A 14,893-nucleotide genomic window follows, 5' to 3' on the forward strand; every position below is an offset into this window, starting at 1 on the left:
CTGGCGGCGGGTGTTCAGACCGCAACCGGCGCTTTGATGGCGGGATGCGGATCGTAACCTTCAATCTCAAAATCGTCGAAGCGATAGTCAAACAGCGAGGCAGGCTTGCGTTTAATCACCAGCTTCGGTAACGGACGCGGTTCGCGCGTCAGTTGCAGGCGCGCCTGCTCCAGATGGTTGCTGTAAAGGTGCGTATCGCCGCCGGTCCAGACAAAGTCACCGACCTCCAGATCGCACTGTTGCGCGACCATATGCACCAGCAGCGCATAGCTGGCGATGTTAAACGGTAGCCCCAGGAAAATGTCGCAGGAACGCTGGTAAAGCTGACAGGAGAGCCTGCCATCCGCGACGTAGAACTGGAAAAAGGCATGGCACGGAGCCAGCGCCATTTCATCCAGTTCGCCCACGTTCCACGCCGAGACAATGATGCGGCGGGAATCCGGATCGCGCTTGATCTGTTCAATCACTTTGGTGATCTGATCAATCTCTTCGCCACGGGCGGTGCCCCAGCTACGCCACTGTTTGCCGTATACCGGTCCCAGATTGCCCTGCTCATCTGCCCACTCATCCCAGATAGAGACATTGTTTTCTTTCAGGTAACCAATGTTGGTGTCCCCTTGCAGAAACCACAGCAGCTCATGAATGATGGAGCGAACATGGCACTTTTTAGTCGTGACCAGGGGAAAGCCATCCTGCAGATTAAAACGCATCTGGTGACCAAAAATTGAAAGCGTGCCTGTACCGGTACGGTCAGATTTTGGTGTGCCTTCGTTCAGCACGTAGCGCATTAAGTCCAGATACTGTTTCATTTTTCCTCGTGAAGTTGTTGCTGCGGACGTCGACGGTACGCCCAAATCATCATAATCACACCGGCGATGATCATCGGCAGAGACAGTATTTGTCCCATGCTCAGGCCGCCGGTGAGCAAACCCAGTTGCGCGTCGGGCTGACGGAAGAACTCAACAATAAAGCGGAAGCAACCGTAGCCGATCAGGAACAGGCCGGACACGCTGCCCATCGGGCGGGGTTTGCGAATAAACAGGTTCAGGATAATGAACAACACAATGCCTTCAAGGAACAGTTCATAGAGCTGTGAAGGATGGCGCGGCAGGACGCCATAGGTGTTCAGCAGTGCCTGATATTGTGGGTTGTTAGCCGCCAGCGCGATATCTTCGCTGCGTGAGCCGGGGAACAGCATGGCGAAACGGAAATTGGGATCGACACGGCCCCACAGTTCACCATTGATAAAGTTGCCCAGACGACCGGCGCCGAGGCCGAACGGAATCAGAGGGGCAATAAAATCAGCAACCTGGAAGAAATGACGTTTGGTACGGCGCGCAAAAATCAGCATCACCAGGATGACGCCAATCAGACCGCCGTGGAACGACATGCCGCCATCCCAGACTTTGAAAAGGTAAAGCGGATTTTCCAGGAACAGCGGCAGGTTATAAAACAGCACGTAACCGATGCGTCCGCCCAGGAAAACCCCCAGGAAGCCGGCATACAACAGGTTTTCGACTTCCTCTTTTTTCCAGCCGCTGCCGGGTTTGTTCGCGCGGCGCACCGCCAGCCACATGGCGAACACAAATCCCACCAGATACATCAACCCGTACCAGTGAAGCGAAAGCGGTCCGATTGAGAAAATCACCGGATCAAACTGTGGAAATGCGATGTAGCCGTTATTCATCATTCACCGTTTTTTTTCTGCCCTGAAAGGGGACGTGATGCACATAAATTAAGGCTGTGCATCATAGCACAGCCAGTTTTTTGCGTAGTCGCAGAAATGTAACCTGGGTTAACGCCCGCCGCGGATCAGACCGCCCAGACCACGCTGTTCCATAAACGCCGACATCATCTGGCGTACCTCCGTCGCTGACGAGGCTTTAAGCGCCTGGGTGCTGAGCTTCTGCGTTTCTTCGTAATCCAGATGACGCAGCAGGTATTTAACACGCGAGACGTTTTTCCCGTTCATACTGAGGTGGTGATATCCCATTCCTACCAACAGCGCCACGCAGGTCGGATCGCCCGCCATTTCACCACACAAACACAATTCCAGATTCGCCAAATGGGCTTCAACAGAAATGGCCTGCAGTGCGCGCAACATGGCCGGATGGAGGGAATCGTACAGATTCGCCACGCGCGTATTGTTACGATCGACCGCCAGCAAATACTGGGTCAGATCGTTGGTGCCTACCGAGATAAAATCAACACGCGAGGCCAGATGCGGGATCATAAACAGCATCGAGGGCACTTCAATCATGATGCCGATGCGCGGCTTAGGAATCGCATAGCCGAGCATCTCTTCCACTTCTGCCCCGGCACGCTGAATCAGCCGTTTGGCCTCGTCGATCTCATCAATGTGGCTGATCATCGGCAGTAAGATGCTCAGGTTGCCGGAGGCGGCATTCGCACGCAGCATCGCGCGCACCTGCACCAGGAAAATTTCCGGTTGATCGAGCGTCAATCGAATCCCGCGCCAGCCCAGACACGGGTTCTCCTCGCTAATCGGCATGTAAGGCAGTTGTTTATCGGCCCCGATATCCAGCGTACGCAGCGTAACGGGCTTGTCGTGAAAGAGCTGTAACATGCCCTGATACTGTGCCACCTGCTCTTCTTCTGACGGGAATCCGCTTTGTAGCATAAACGGGATTTCCGTACGGTAAAGACCGATGCCGTCAACCCAACTGCCCTGCGTTTGCTCATGCTCCGGGCTCAGTCCCGCATTAAGCATCACCTGTATGCGCTGACCGCTTCTCAGTTCTGCCGGTCTGTCTACACCGCCTTCAGCCATCTTGCTGAGGGCATTTTCTTCATTGATTAACCGCTGGTACTCCTGCACGATCACCGGTTCAGGGTCGATCAGCAGTTCACCACGATAGCCGTCGACAATCAGCAGACGCTTATTGAGCTGGCCGGGCTGAATGTCTGCGCCCATCACCGTGGGGATCCCCATGGCGCGGGTCAGGATCGCGGCGTGCGAATTCGCGGCGCCGTCACGCACCACAATACCGGCCAGGCGATCATGCGGGATCTCGGCGAGCGTTGTCGCTGTCAGCTCATCGGCTACCAATACAAAGCGTTCGGGCCAGGCATTGACGCCCACCAGGGAATCATCAAGGTGGAACAGCAACCGCTGTCCAAGCACCCGCAGATCGCCCGCGCGCTCTTTCAGATAGCTATCCGTCAGGCTGGCAAACTGCGCGGCAAACTTTTCAATCACGGTTTTGACTGCCCACTCGGCCACGGATCCGCGTTCGATCTCATCGAAGAGATCTTTTTTCAGGCGGGCATCCGTTAACAGGTGCGAGTAGAGATCGAAGATTGCCGCGCTTTCTTTCTGCGCGCTGGCAGAAAAGCGTTTACTGAAGCGACGAAACTCACTGGCAGCTTCGCTCATCGCCAGTGACAAGCGCTCACGTTCGCGCAGTGGATCCAGCGTGGAGGCCGCGGAGACCTGATCGAGCAGGGGTTGGGTTTCATCCACCCAGCCCGGTGCAACCGCCACACCCGGTGCGGCCGCGATGGCGCGAACACGGGCCTGGCGATACTGACCAAACAGCTGGCTCAGCTGCGATTGTGACAGCAGGGCCGCTAGCTGGGTGGCGAGCGTAACCAGAAAAGACTCTTCGCTTTCGTCGAACTGGCGATGCTCGCGCTGCTGCACCACCAGCACGCCCAGAAGCTGGCGGCGGCTGATGATGGGCACACCAAGGAAAGAGCGATAGCGTTCTTCCTTAACGGAAGGGATGTATTTAAAGCTCGGATGGCTCTGCGCATCAGCAAGGTTGATAGGCTCGGCCAGGCGACCGACCAGGCCCACAATCCCTTCATCAAACGCCAGTTTCACCGTCAGGCCACGCGGTTTTTTCAGACCGCGCGTCGCCATCAGGTAATAACAGCGATGATCGTGATCGGCCAGATAAACGGAACAGACTTCCGTTTCCATCGCCAGACAGATCTCATTAACCAGGATGTCGAGTGCTTCGTTCAGACGGGGCGCACTCGCCACCTTTTCAACAATTTCTCGCAACTGAGTGAGCATAAAGGGCGTGGCCTATCCTCTTTTACGTCGATGGGCAGGATGATTTCGCTGCACCGCACTCTCCTGCATGGACATGACAACGCCTGCAAACTCCTTCATCACCCGACGGTACACATCGCGTTTAAAAGAGACAACCTGACGTACCGGATACCAAAAGCTCACCCAGCGCCAGCCGTCGAATTCCGGCGTGCTACTGTGTTGCACATTAATATCTGCATCACTGCACATCAACTGCAGAAGAAACCACTTTTGTTTCTGACCAATACAAACCGGTTTTGTGTCCCAACGCACCAAACGTTTTGGCAATTTGTAGCGCAACCAGTTACGGGTAGATGCAAGTATTCGGACATCCTTTCTGTGTAACCCTACTTCTTCGAACAATTCGCGATACATCGCCTGTTCTGCGGTTTCACCGGGATTGATGCCTCCCTGAGGAAATTGCCAGGAGTGCTGTCCAAAGCGCCTGGCCCATAACACTTGTCCCTGCCTGTTACAAATTACGATACCAACATTCGGGCGGTAGCCATCATCATCGATCACTGGACTACCTCAAAAGCTAAATTTGAATGGTCTGATTGTTTCACACTCCTTACAGGCGGTAAACCACTGGATTCGCGGGCAATGGGGACCGTAATCTCGGGATAACTCACAGAAGAATGCAAAGTTATAAACAAAGTAACGAGAAAACATCGATCTTATTCACGTTTTCTGTGGATAGCTTTGTGTAGAACACGGGAGTTAACTGAATAACCCGTTGGGAGGAATCTGAATACGCTTTACTGTGATTCTGAAATAGCCATTGAAATATAAGACTATTTCTCTGCTGAGGTTTGAATAAATTCGTCTGAGTGACATTGTATAATGTCCTGCCGCTGACAATTGGCTAAAGATCCACCACCCGGCTTTTTATCCACAGAGATCGGTTCAAGCTTGCAGCAAACCGGCTAATTTTTGCTAAAAAACAGCAAAGTCAAGGCTGTAAATCGAACCAGTAACCCGTCTGATGCCAGGTTATCCCATCTTTCTGTGGATAACTGGTCATAAGATCCTGTTCATTGTTGATAGCAAGTTGGGATAACCTGACCCGTCGTTAACAGCATGAGGCGGTGCATTCTTAAAAAAGCACTATGTTTCATGTTATTATGCGCGCCCTACCCTGCTCATTCCTGTGGAAAACCTGACAGGCCGCAGGGCGCTTATTTTTTAACCATACCGGGTTACGCATATGATCACTCTTCCAGAGCCACCTGAAAACGAATCGGTACTGTTCGCGCGGGCGCAGGCACTGGCAGGTTTACCTTTACACTGTCTGGCAGAACAGGCCGGCATTCCAACGCCAGCCAATCTGAAGCGCGATAAAGGCTGGGTGGGCATGCTGCTGGAATGGCATTTGGGGGCCAGCGCAGGCAGTAAAGCCGAGCAGGATTTTGCGCATCTGGGCATTGAGTTGAAAACTATCCCTGTCGATCGTGAAGGCAAACCGCTGGAAACCACATTTGTCTGCGTTGCACCGCTGACCGGTAACAGCGGCGTGACGTGGGAAAACAGTCATGTTCGCCATAAGCTGGCTCGCGTACTGTGGATGCCGGTTGAGGGTGAGCGTGATATTCCCCCTGGCGAGCGCCGGGTAGGCGCGCCCTTGCTGTGGAGCCCGACGGCACAAGAAGAAGACATGCTGCGTCAGGACTGGGAAGAACTTATGGATATGATTGTGCTGGGTCAGGTGGAACGTATTACTGCCCGTCATGGTGCCTGGCTGCAAATTCGCCCCAAAGCGGCTAACAGCCGGGCCCTGACCGAAGGGATCGGCGAACAGGGACAGCCCATTATGACGTTACCGCGCGGGTTTTATCTCAAGAAAAGCTTTACCGCCCCGCTGCTTGCCCGCCATTTTCTTCTCTGAATCCCCTTTCCCCCGGCCATGCACTATTTAAATGTGAGTTCGACAGATTAGGTGCGTATAATCTTCGTTTACTTTTCGTTTAGGATACGAGTGCAGGTATGTTCGAGTGGATTTCCGATCCTAACGCCTGGCTGGCGTTGGGCACCCTGACCATTCTGGAAGTGGTTTTGGGCATTGATAACATTATCTTTTTGTCATTAGTGGTGGCAAAACTGCCTAAACATCAGCAGGCCCGCGCACGGCGCATTGGTCTGATGGGCGCGATGCTGATGCGACTGGGACTGCTGGCCTCGATTGCCTGGGTAGCAAAACTGACCAATCCCCTGTTTACCCTGATGGATCATCCGTTCTCCGCGCGCGATCTTATTCTGCTGTTTGGTGGCTTATTTCTGCTCTGGAAATCCAGCATGGAAATCCATGAAACCATCGAAGGTGAGGAAACCGAACACAAATCCAATGTGCATTCGTTCCTGGGAGCGATTGTGCAGATTATGTTGCTCGACATTATTTTCAGCCTCGACTCGGTTATTACAGCCGTCGGCCTTTCCGACCATCTGTTTATTATGATGGCCGCCGTGGTGATTGCCGTCTTAATGATGATGTTTGCGGCACGCAGTATTGGCGAATTTGTTGACCGTCATCCGTCGGTCAAAATGCTGGCGCTTTCTTTCCTGATTTTGGTGGGTTTCACCCTCATTCTGGAGAGTTTCGGCGTGCATGTACCAAAAGGTTACATTTATTTTGCCATGTTCTTCTCGATGGCCGTTGAGTGCCTTAACCTGATGCGCAGTAAGAAAAAAGTCAGCTAGCGTTGTCAAGGGCGGCGGCCTGCCGCCCACCTATTTTCAGATTGATACGATTAACCCAATCGGTAAAAGGATTTATTACTACACTTTTTTATAGTGGACGCGTTGCGAGGATAAGCACAATGAAAGGGCTGAGTAAGATTATATTGGCGGCCGTTGCCGCAGTGACATTAGGTGGTTGTAGTTCTGATTATGTGATGGCGACGAAAGACGGTCGCATGATTATGACGGAAGGCAAACCGAGCATTGATAAGGAGACCGGACTGGTACAGTACACCGATCAGTCAGGCCATACGGTACAGATTAACAGTGATGAAGTATCAACCATCATTGAGCGTTAAATGCGAAACGAGCAGGCCTGTCGACCTTTCCCTCCCCGGCAGGCTGTTTCTCCTTGTTGTTTCCCTTTCTTAGCCGCTACGCCTCGCGCTATAGTCCCTTAAGACACAATATCCATCCTCAGAGAAAAGGAAGCCGGCAATGCATTATCACCGTATCCCCCATAGCACGCTGGAAGTGAGTCAGCTTGGATTGGGCACCATGACGTTTGGTGAGCAAAACAGCGAAGCCGACGCCCACGCGCAACTGGATCTTGCGATCAGTTCCGGCATCAACCTGATCGATACTGCCGAAATGTATCCGGTGCCGCCTCGCCCGGAAACCCAGGGCCTGACCGAAAAGTACATTGGCAGTTGGTTAAAAAAGACCGGCAGCCGCGATAAAATCATTCTCGCCAGTAAAGTCGCAGGGCCGACCCGCGGCAACGATGCCTCCATTCGCCCTAATATGGCGCTGGATCGTAAGAACATTCGCGAAGCGCTGGATGCCAGCCTGAAGCGCCTGAATACCGATTATATCGACCTGTACCAGCTGCACTGGCCGCAGCGCCAGACCAACTTCTTTGGCAAACTTGGCTATCAGTACAGCGCTTCCAGCGTCCCGGTGACCCTGCTGGAAACGCTGGAAGCGCTGGCAGAACAGGTGCGGGCGGGTAAAATTCGCTACATCGGCGTCTCTAATGAAACCCCCTGGGGCGTGATGCGTTACCTGCAACTGGCAGAAAAACATGAGTTACCGCGCATTGTTTCTATTCAGAATCCCTACAGCCTGCTGAACCGCAGTTTTGAGGTGGGCCTGGCGGAAATCAGCCAGCATGAAGGCGTGGAACTGCTCGCTTATTCGTGCCTGGCTTTTGGTACGCTAAGTGGGAAATACCTGAACGGTGCACAGCCTGCTGGTGCACGTAATACCTTGTTTAGCCGGTTTACCCGCTACAGTGGCGAGCAGTCTCAGCTGGCAGTCGCAGAATATGTGGCGCTGGCAAACAAGCATCAGATCGATCCCTCGCAAATGGCCCTGGCGTTTGTTCGCCAGCAACCGTTTGTTTCCAGCACGCTGCTGGGCGCCACCACGCTGGATCAGTTAAAGATCAATATCGACAGCGCCAACCTGACGCTCAGTAGTGAGATTCTGGAAGAGCTTGAGGCGATTCACCGCCGTTATACCTACCCTGCACCTTGATGCCATTTGCCAGCCGCAAGTGCGGCTGGCAGTCCTGACTGACAGCCTGCGTTAACCCAATTCCAGAGCCAGCAGATCCTCGATACGCTGCGCGCGACGAATCTCGCGTGGCGTGCCGTTTTCAAACAGGATTTCCGGAATCAGCGGTCGACTGTTGTAGTTAGAAGACATGGACGCACCGTACGCCCCGGTATCGTGGAACACCAGATAGTCGCCGACTTTCGCGTCGGGAATCGCCCGGGTTTCCACTTTGCCCCCTTCAAGCTGAGTAAACACATCGCCGGACTCGCAAAGTGGCCCCGCGACAACGCTTTCACGCGTATCCTGTTCATCAATCTGTCGGTTGTCGCCAGCCATCAGGGAGATATGGTGATAGCTGCCGTACATCGATGGGCGCATAAGATCGCTGAATCCGGCATCCACCAGCACAAAGTGACGGCTGCCCATCTCTTTAACGGCCCGCACCTGCGACACCAGCACGCCTGACTCCGCCACCAGGAAACGGCCCGGTTCAATTTCCAGCTTCACGGCGTGGCCCAGATATGAGGCAATACGCTGGCGCGCGGCGTCCCACAGGCCAAAATAGTGATCGGTATCAATCGCTTCCTCCCCATAGTGATAGGGAATGGATAAACCGCCGCCCGCAGAAATCGCCTCCAGATCCTGACCGAACGCCACCACCAGATCGACCATGGCATCGCAGACCTGCTGCAGGTGCGCATAGTCCACGCCCGAGCCGATATGCATGTGAATGCCGATCAGGCGCAATCCATATTGCTCAATCGCCGCCTGAGCAGCAGGCAAATCACTCGGCCAGATGCCGTGTTTACTGTTTTCACCGCCGGTATTGGTTTTCTGGCTGTGGCCATGACCAAATCCCGGATTGATACGCAGCCAGACCGCGTGCCCTGGCGAAACCGCACCCAGCTGATGCAGCATATCGACCGAACCGGCATTCACCGGCACCTTTAGTTCCGCAACTCTGGCGAGTGTAGGTTCATCCAGCACGTCAGCCGTAAACACGATGTCGTCACCGCCAGGCGTAAAACCAGCCACGAGGGCGCGCTCAATTTCGCCCAGCGAAACAGAATCCACCTTAACCCCGGCCGATTTCATGAGGCGCAGGATGTGCGTATTTGAACAGGCTTTTTGAGCAAAGCGCACCACATCAAAAGCGTGAAGCTGTGCAATACGCTGCTGAATCACCTGCGCATCGTAAGCCCAGAACGGGCCCGAATACTGGCGGGCAAGCGGCAGCAGATGATCAACGTTGAGGGCGGTTTCTGTGGTGTTTAACGGACGCGGCATGGCATGTCTCCTGTGGCAATCCTCCTATTAAGCCAGATTCGTGCCATGTCGAAAAATATCTGTTTTAATAGCATCTATGCATAAATGATATGGGATATCCCATGGCCACGATTAACTGGCGCCACATCGAGATCTTTCATGCCGTGATGACCAGCGGCAACCTCACCCAGGCCGCCACGCTGCTGCAAACCTCACAGCCCACGGTCAGCCGTGAACTGGCGCGGCTTGAACGGCAGTTGAGTCTGCAACTGTTTGAGCGCGTGCGTGGCCGCCTGCAACCGACGGTGCAGGGATTACGCCTGTTTGAAGAGGTGCAGCGCTCGTGGTATGGGCTGGACCGCATTATGGATGCGGCAGAAGGTTTACGGCAGTTTCGTCAGGGCGAGCTGTCGATTGCCTGTCTGCCGGCCTTCTCACAGTCGTTGCTGCCGCCCATTTGTCAGACATTTTTACAACGCTATCCCGACGTCAGCCTGAACATTATTCCGCAGGATTCACCGCTGCTGGAAGAGTGGCTGTCGGCGCAGCGCTATGATTTGGGCCTGACAGAAACGCTGCATGCACCTGCCGGTACCGATCGCCAGGCTTTACTGACCTGCGATGAAGTCTGTGTCTTACCGAAACAGCATCCTCTGGCGCAGCGCAACTTACTTACGCCGCAGGATTTTGCGGGTGAGAACTATGTCAGCCTGTCACGTACGGACAGCTATCGGCAGTTACTGGATGCACTGTTTCATGAGCAAAGCGTGACGCGCAGGATGGTGATGGAAACCCATAGCGCAGCCTCGGTGTGCGCGATGGTGCAGGCTGGCGTGGGTATTTCTGTCGTTAATCCGCTGACAGCACTCGATTATGCTGACAGCGGGATCGTCATGCGTCCGTTTAGCGTGGCGGTGCCCTTTACCGTCAGTCTGGTCCGGCCGCGCCACCGGCCGGCTTCAGCGCTGGTTGACGCCTTTGCGGCGCATCTTCAACATCAGATTGCCCGTTTTCCGGCGCTGATTGCGGCCAGGCTGGTTTAGGCGTGTACGCTGGCCGCCGCGCCGCCTGATTTACGGAAGGTGATCACGCAGACGATCAGCCCCACCACCGCCAGCGCGGCCGCGGCAACCGGCACGCTGGTCAGCCCATAGCCACGGGCAATAACCGCTCCGCCTACCCAGGCGCCCAGTGCATTCCCGACATTAAAGGCCGAAATGTTCAGGGTCGACACCAGATTTGGTGCCTCCTTACCGTGGCGCACGACATTTATCTGCAAGCCGGGTACCGTAGCGAAGGTAGCCATCGCCCAAAGGAACAAGGTGATTTCCGCGAGCCACAGCGCATGGCTGGTCCAGCTAAACAGCAGTGAGAACAGCGCGATCAGCAGGAAACTGCCTGTCAGGCTGAGCGCCACATTGCGGTCAGCCAGTTTGCCGCCCAAAATATTGCCTGCCGTCAGCCCCGCCCCAATCAGGAACAGAGTCCAGCTCACGCCATGATCGCTGATGCCGGTGACCTGCAACAGCAACGGCGCAATATAGCTGAACAGCGTAAACATGGCGGCAGCAAAACAGACCGTCATCAGTAACGACAGCCACAGTTTACCGTTTGCCAGCGCGCTGATTTCGCTGGCCAGATTGACGGGCTTCTCGTTTTTATTTCCCGGCAGGCTGGTGATCAACGCAATAAAGGCCAGCACACCAATTACCGCAACGCCCCAGAAGGTGGCACGCCAGCCAAACAGCTGACCAAACCAGGTCCCCAATGGCACGCCTAATACGTTGGCTAACGTCAGGCCGGTAAACATCAGCGCCACGGCGGACGCCTGGCGATCGGCAGCCACCAGACTGGCAGCCACCACAGCGCCAATGCCAAAAAACGCACCGTGACAGAGGGCGGTAATCACCCGCGCCAGCATCAGAAGGTTGTAGCTGTACGCCAGCGCGCACAACAGGTTACCGATGATGAAGATGGCCATTAACAGAATCAGCGTTTTCTTGCGTGGCAGTTTCGCGGTCAACAGTGCCATGACCGGCGCGCCAATGGCCACGCCCAGGGCATAGCCGCTGATGAGCCAGCCCGCTGACGGAATGGTCACCTGTAAATCGTTTGCCACTTCCGGCAGTAACCCCATAATAACGAACTCAGTGGTTCCGATGGCGAACGCACTCAGCGCCAATGCCAGTAATGCCACAGGCATAACACTCTCCCAAATATGATTATTGCGACGCGGTTGCTTCCGCGTGCATCGCGATGAACAGGCTATAATTTATGATCTCTGTCACATTCTGTATTACACCATAGCTGACTGTCATCGGATACTCACACAGAGGCAACACTGTATTGCAGGAAAGGCAATAATTGACAGTAAGATGAACTATGCTTATTAAACATGAGGTTAAGGAGAAAGGGATAGCCCGCCACTTAAAACAAGCAGAAAGGTTGCCAGCGAAGTAGCCGTTTTTTAGCTAATACCGATTTTAGTTATCAATAAAGTATTAGCGTTGCCGATAAAGCTCTTATGAATCGCCAGATGAAATGCAGTCCAACTGACGCGGAGAGAGAATAATGCAACGGCTTACCCTCTTACTGGTACTGGGCTTAACGGGTTGCTCAGTCGGTCACTATGAGTACAGTAAAGAAGCTGAAAAGCGGGTTGATATGACCGTTACCGGCATTCCAACCATCATGGGGCTGGGCACGCTGGGTACGACCATTCCCCTGACCCCGGACTACAGCCTCACGGCGGCCCACGTGGCGAAATATTCGCTTTACCGGGTGAAAGCCTGGCATCCGGAGTGCGACCTGGCGGTGGTCTACCACAAGAACAGCGAAGCCAACCTTCCTCCCGCCTTCCGTAACAGCCACATTGGCGACAAGGTGAACCTTTACGGGTACAGCTTTATCTCGGCCATGCCGGTCAGCTCAACCGGTCAGAATCTGGTGAATACCACGCTGGCCAATGACTGGAACAAAGCTAACTGTGTGGTGGTGGCAGCGAATGCCGGCGTAGTGAAAGGGATGTCTGGTGGCGCGGTTTACAATGCCTCTGACGACACACTGGCTGGCGTGATTGTCGGCTACAGCCAGCGCATTAACGATAACCACAGCGGCAAGACGTTGTATAAAGACGTCGCCCTTTATGTTCCTTACTCTCGCTTTCAGCACTGGCTGGATGACGCCGTAAAATCTTAATTTTTGTCGGGCAAACCGGGATGCTTGCCCATCGTCTGTTCAGGCGGATTCAGCCACCTGTCCTCACGGGTTGCTTCGTAGTCCGGATTGAGCGGATAAGTAATACGGTTTTCGGGTTTGCTCACCTCGCCCACCACTAAAAAGCGCGCCTCATGGTCGCGGTTGTTGATAAAGGTATGGCAGATGCCGGTTCCGGCCGGAAAAGCAACGGCATCGCCCGGCGACAGCGGGTACAACTCACCGTTTATCCAGGCGTCAGGATGACCTTCAAGCACAAAGATAAACTCTTCTTCCGCGCTCTCCGCGTGCGGATAGGACATGCGGCGTCCGGGCAACAGCCTTTCATGGTGAATGCCGAGGCGGGTTAACCCCAGTAACCGCCCCAGTGGCGCGCCAATCGACATGCGCTCATCGCTGTCAGAATAGTGTTCGTTATCGTCGCCTTCCAGCGTCTGCCAGTGGCGAATACAGTCGGGACGTTGTGTCATCGTGGTTGGCTCCCTGTTGAGATTTCAGTCTGGCAGAGGGAGCGGGATGACTCAAGCACGGCATCGCGAACAGCAGAAAGAAAAAAGGCCGGGATAACCCGGCCTTTTTACAGAACAACAAGACTTATTTAGCGCCAGGACGCAGCGCCGGGAACAGGATCACGTCACGGATGGTATGGCTGTTGGTAAACAGCATCACCATCCGGTCGATACCAATGCCTAAACCTGCCGTTGGCGGTAAGCCATGTTCCAGTGCGGTAACGTAGTCTTCGTCATAGAACATGGCTTCATCATCGCCCGCGTCTTTGGCATTAACCTGCTGCAGGAAGCGATCAGCCTGATCCTGCGCATCGTTAAGCTCAGAGAAGCCGTTGCCGATTTCACGTCCGCCGATAAAGAACTCGAAACGGTCGGTGATTTCCGGGTTTTCATCGTTACGACGAGCCAGCGGAGAAACTTCCGCCGGGTATTCGGTAATGAAGGTAGGCTGAATCAGGTGCGCTTCTGCGGTTTCCTCAAAAATCTCGGTCACCACGCGGCCTAAGCCCCAGCTTTTCTCGACTTTGATGCCGATGGCCTGGGCGACTGCCACGGCTTTATCGAAATCGTCAAGATCGGCCAGATCGGTTTCCGGACGGTATTTTTTGATGGCTTCACGCATGGTGAGCTTTTCAAACGGCTTGCCGAAATCGAATTCCTGCTCACCGTAAGGCACGACGGTGCTGCCCAGCACATCCTGCGCCAGCGTGCGGAACAGGCTTTCGGTCAGTTCGATCAGATCCTTATAATCCGCATACGCCATATAGAGTTCCATCATGGTGAACTCTGGATTATGACGTGGCGAAATCCCTTCGTTACGGAAGTTACGGTTGATCTCAAACACGCGGTCAAAACCGCCCACAACCAGACGTTTCAGATACAGCTCTGGCGCAATACGCAGGTACATATCGATATCCAGCGCATTATGATGCGTGATAAACGGACGCGCTGATGCGCCGCCCGGGATCACCTGCATCATTGGCGTTTCCACTTCCATAAAGTCGCGAGCGACCATGAACTGGCGAATACCGGCCATAATCTGAGAGCGAATTTTGAAGGTGTTGCGTGATTCATCGTTGGCGATGAGATCAAGATAACGCTGACGATAACGTGTTTCCTGATCGGCCAGGCCGTGAAACTTATCAGGCAACGGACGCAGCGCTTTGGTCAGTAAACGCAGTTCTGAACAGTGAACAGACAGCTCGCCAGTTTTAGTTTTGAACAACTTACCGCGTGCGCCGAGGATATCGCCCAGATCCCACTTTTTGAACTGCTCGTTATAGATGCCTTCAGGCAGATCGTCACGTGCTACGTACAGCTGAATGCGGCCGCCAACGTCCTGCAGGGTGATGAAAGACGCTTTGCCCATAATACGGCGCGTCATCATACGGCCCGCCACGCTGACCTCAATGCCTAAGTCTTCCAGCTCTTCGTTACTCTTCTCGTCATAGCTGGCGTGCAGCCGATCGGAGGTGGTATCACGACGAAAATCGTTAGGAAACGCCACGCCGTTTTCACGCAGCACGCTCAGTTTCTCGCGACGCGTTTTCAGTTCGTTATTTAACTCAAGTGCGACGTCAGCGCTCTGCGGTTGTTGTTCAGACATGTC

The 14,893-nt window shown here is 54.2% G+C and carries 14 protein-coding genes; 6 read left to right on the forward strand and 8 right to left on the reverse strand.

Annotation, left to right across the window (positions count from 1 at the left end; all coding sequences use genetic code 11):
- Window positions 1-14: 14 nt before the first annotated feature.
- The 4 genes from thyA to rppH all read right to left on the reverse strand — a co-directional run bounded on the left by thyA (window position 15) and on the right by rppH (window position 4,582).
- Window positions 15-809 (reverse strand): thymidylate synthase, encoded by a 795-nt coding sequence (gene thyA, locus RAC90_RS07725; protein WP_006120797.1) that lies wholly within the window; start codon window positions 807-809, stop codon window positions 15-17.
- Entirely contained in the window at window positions 806-1,687 is an 882-nt protein-coding gene (gene lgt, locus RAC90_RS07730) for a prolipoprotein diacylglyceryl transferase (RefSeq protein WP_033739682.1), read from the reverse strand. Before lgt ends, thyA begins: the two co-directional genes overlap by 4 nt.
- A 108-nt stretch (window positions 1,688-1,795) precedes the next feature.
- On the reverse strand, window positions 1,796-4,042 hold the full coding sequence (gene ptsP / locus RAC90_RS07735) for a phosphoenolpyruvate--protein phosphotransferase (RefSeq protein ID WP_006120799.1): 2,247 nt from the start codon (window positions 4,040-4,042) through the stop codon (window positions 1,796-1,798).
- A gap of 12 nt (window positions 4,043-4,054) precedes the next feature.
- The gene (gene rppH / locus RAC90_RS07740; protein WP_006120800.1) at window positions 4,055-4,582 is read right to left on the reverse strand and encodes an RNA pyrophosphohydrolase; all 528 of its coding nucleotides are present in this window, start codon (window positions 4,580-4,582) and stop codon (window positions 4,055-4,057) included.
- A gap of 685 nt (window positions 4,583-5,267) precedes the next feature.
- Between rppH and mutH the strand changes: the two genes are divergently transcribed.
- From mutH to RAC90_RS07760, 4 genes are all read left to right on the forward strand, one after another.
- Window positions 5,268-5,945, forward strand: a complete 678-nt coding sequence (mutH, locus tag RAC90_RS07745; protein ID WP_006120801.1) for a DNA mismatch repair endonuclease MutH — start codon at window positions 5,268-5,270, stop codon at window positions 5,943-5,945.
- Between the two features lie 98 nt (window positions 5,946-6,043).
- Window positions 6,044-6,754, forward strand: coding sequence for a TerC family protein (locus RAC90_RS07750; protein ID WP_006120802.1), 711 nt, complete (start codon window positions 6,044-6,046; stop codon window positions 6,752-6,754).
- 119 nt (window positions 6,755-6,873) lie between these two features.
- The gene (locus RAC90_RS07755; protein WP_006120803.1) at window positions 6,874-7,092 is read left to right on the forward strand and encodes a YgdI/YgdR family lipoprotein; all 219 of its coding nucleotides are present in this window, start codon (window positions 6,874-6,876) and stop codon (window positions 7,090-7,092) included.
- Window positions 7,093-7,231: 139 nt separating this feature from the next.
- Window positions 7,232-8,272: an NADP(H)-dependent aldo-keto reductase gene (locus tag RAC90_RS07760; protein WP_006120804.1), complete on the forward strand. Its 1,041-nt coding sequence runs from the start codon at window positions 7,232-7,234 to the stop codon at window positions 8,270-8,272.
- A 51-nt stretch (window positions 8,273-8,323) separates the two neighbouring features.
- Here RAC90_RS07760 and lysA read toward each other — a convergent pair whose 3' ends face one another.
- On the reverse strand, window positions 8,324-9,580 hold the full coding sequence (lysA, locus tag RAC90_RS07765; protein WP_375124194.1) for a diaminopimelate decarboxylase: 1,257 nt from the start codon (window positions 9,578-9,580) through the stop codon (window positions 8,324-8,326).
- 101 nt (window positions 9,581-9,681) lie between these two features.
- On the opposite strand from lysA, the gene RAC90_RS07770 reads away from it, so the two are divergent.
- Window positions 9,682-10,602 carry a LysR family transcriptional regulator gene (locus RAC90_RS07770; protein WP_375124195.1) on the forward strand — a complete coding sequence of 307 codons (921 nt, stop codon included), beginning with the start codon at window positions 9,682-9,684 and terminating at the stop codon, window positions 10,600-10,602.
- Here RAC90_RS07770 and RAC90_RS07775 read toward each other — a convergent pair.
- Window positions 10,599-11,762, reverse strand: a complete 1,164-nt coding sequence (locus RAC90_RS07775) for an MFS transporter (protein ID WP_375124196.1) — start codon at window positions 11,760-11,762, stop codon at window positions 10,599-10,601. The genes RAC90_RS07770 and RAC90_RS07775 overlap by 4 nt on opposite strands.
- 368 nt (window positions 11,763-12,130) lie before the next feature.
- Here RAC90_RS07775 and RAC90_RS07780 point away from each other — a divergent pair, with 368 nt between their 5' ends.
- Window positions 12,131-12,757: a hypothetical protein gene (locus RAC90_RS07780; protein WP_006120808.1), complete on the forward strand. Its 627-nt coding sequence runs from the start codon at window positions 12,131-12,133 to the stop codon at window positions 12,755-12,757.
- Here the strand turns inward: RAC90_RS07780 and RAC90_RS07785 are convergent.
- Together RAC90_RS07785 and lysS are read right to left on the reverse strand one after the other, a co-directional pair.
- The gene (locus RAC90_RS07785; protein WP_039338424.1) at window positions 12,754-13,245 is read right to left on the reverse strand and encodes a cupin domain-containing protein; all 492 of its coding nucleotides are present in this window, start codon (window positions 13,243-13,245) and stop codon (window positions 12,754-12,756) included. The genes RAC90_RS07780 and RAC90_RS07785 overlap by 4 nt on opposite strands.
- Before the next feature lie 124 nt (window positions 13,246-13,369).
- Window positions 13,370-14,890 carry a lysine--tRNA ligase gene (gene lysS, locus RAC90_RS07790; protein ID WP_033739607.1) on the reverse strand — a complete coding sequence of 507 codons (1,521 nt, stop codon included), beginning with the start codon at window positions 14,888-14,890 and terminating at the stop codon, window positions 13,370-13,372.
- Window positions 14,891-14,893: the final 3 nt, after the last annotated feature.

The organism is Pantoea sp. CS_6, from assembly GCF_041954745.1.
In the GTDB taxonomy this organism is placed as follows: Bacteria; Pseudomonadota; Gammaproteobacteria; order Enterobacterales; family Enterobacteriaceae; genus Pantoea; species Pantoea stewartii.

Excerpts from the sequence above, each read along its gene's own strand:
- RAC90_RS07770 (WP_375124195.1), top strand. The coding sequence starts at position 9,682 with ATGGCCACGATTAACTGGCGCCACATCGAGATCTTTCATGCCGTGATG.
- RAC90_RS07755 (WP_006120803.1), top strand. The coding sequence starts at position 6,874 with ATGAAAGGGCTGAGTAAGATTATATTGGCGGCCGTTGCCGCAGTGACA.
- lysS (WP_033739607.1), bottom strand. The coding sequence starts at position 14,890 with ATGTCTGAACAACAACCGCAGAGCGCTGACGTCGCACTTGAGTTAAAT.
- lysA (WP_375124194.1), bottom strand. The coding sequence starts at position 9,580 with ATGCCGCGTCCGTTAAACACCACAGAAACCGCCCTCAACGTTGATCAT.
- mutH (WP_006120801.1), top strand. The coding sequence starts at position 5,268 with ATGATCACTCTTCCAGAGCCACCTGAAAACGAATCGGTACTGTTCGCG.
- thyA (WP_006120797.1), bottom strand. The coding sequence starts at position 809 with ATGAAACAGTATCTGGACTTAATGCGCTACGTGCTGAACGAAGGCACA.
- RAC90_RS07775 (WP_375124196.1), bottom strand. The coding sequence starts at position 11,762 with ATGCCTGTGGCATTACTGGCATTGGCGCTGAGTGCGTTCGCCATCGGA.
- RAC90_RS07785 (WP_039338424.1), bottom strand. The coding sequence starts at position 13,245 with ATGACACAACGTCCCGACTGTATTCGCCACTGGCAGACGCTGGAAGGC.
- RAC90_RS07780 (WP_006120808.1), top strand. The coding sequence starts at position 12,131 with ATGCAACGGCTTACCCTCTTACTGGTACTGGGCTTAACGGGTTGCTCA.
- ptsP (WP_006120799.1), bottom strand. The coding sequence starts at position 4,042 with ATGCTCACTCAGTTGCGAGAAATTGTTGAAAAGGTGGCGAGTGCGCCC.
- RAC90_RS07750 (WP_006120802.1), top strand. The coding sequence starts at position 6,044 with ATGTTCGAGTGGATTTCCGATCCTAACGCCTGGCTGGCGTTGGGCACC.
- lgt (WP_033739682.1), bottom strand. The coding sequence starts at position 1,687 with ATGAATAACGGCTACATCGCATTTCCACAGTTTGATCCGGTGATTTTC.
- RAC90_RS07760 (WP_006120804.1), top strand. The coding sequence starts at position 7,232 with ATGCATTATCACCGTATCCCCCATAGCACGCTGGAAGTGAGTCAGCTT.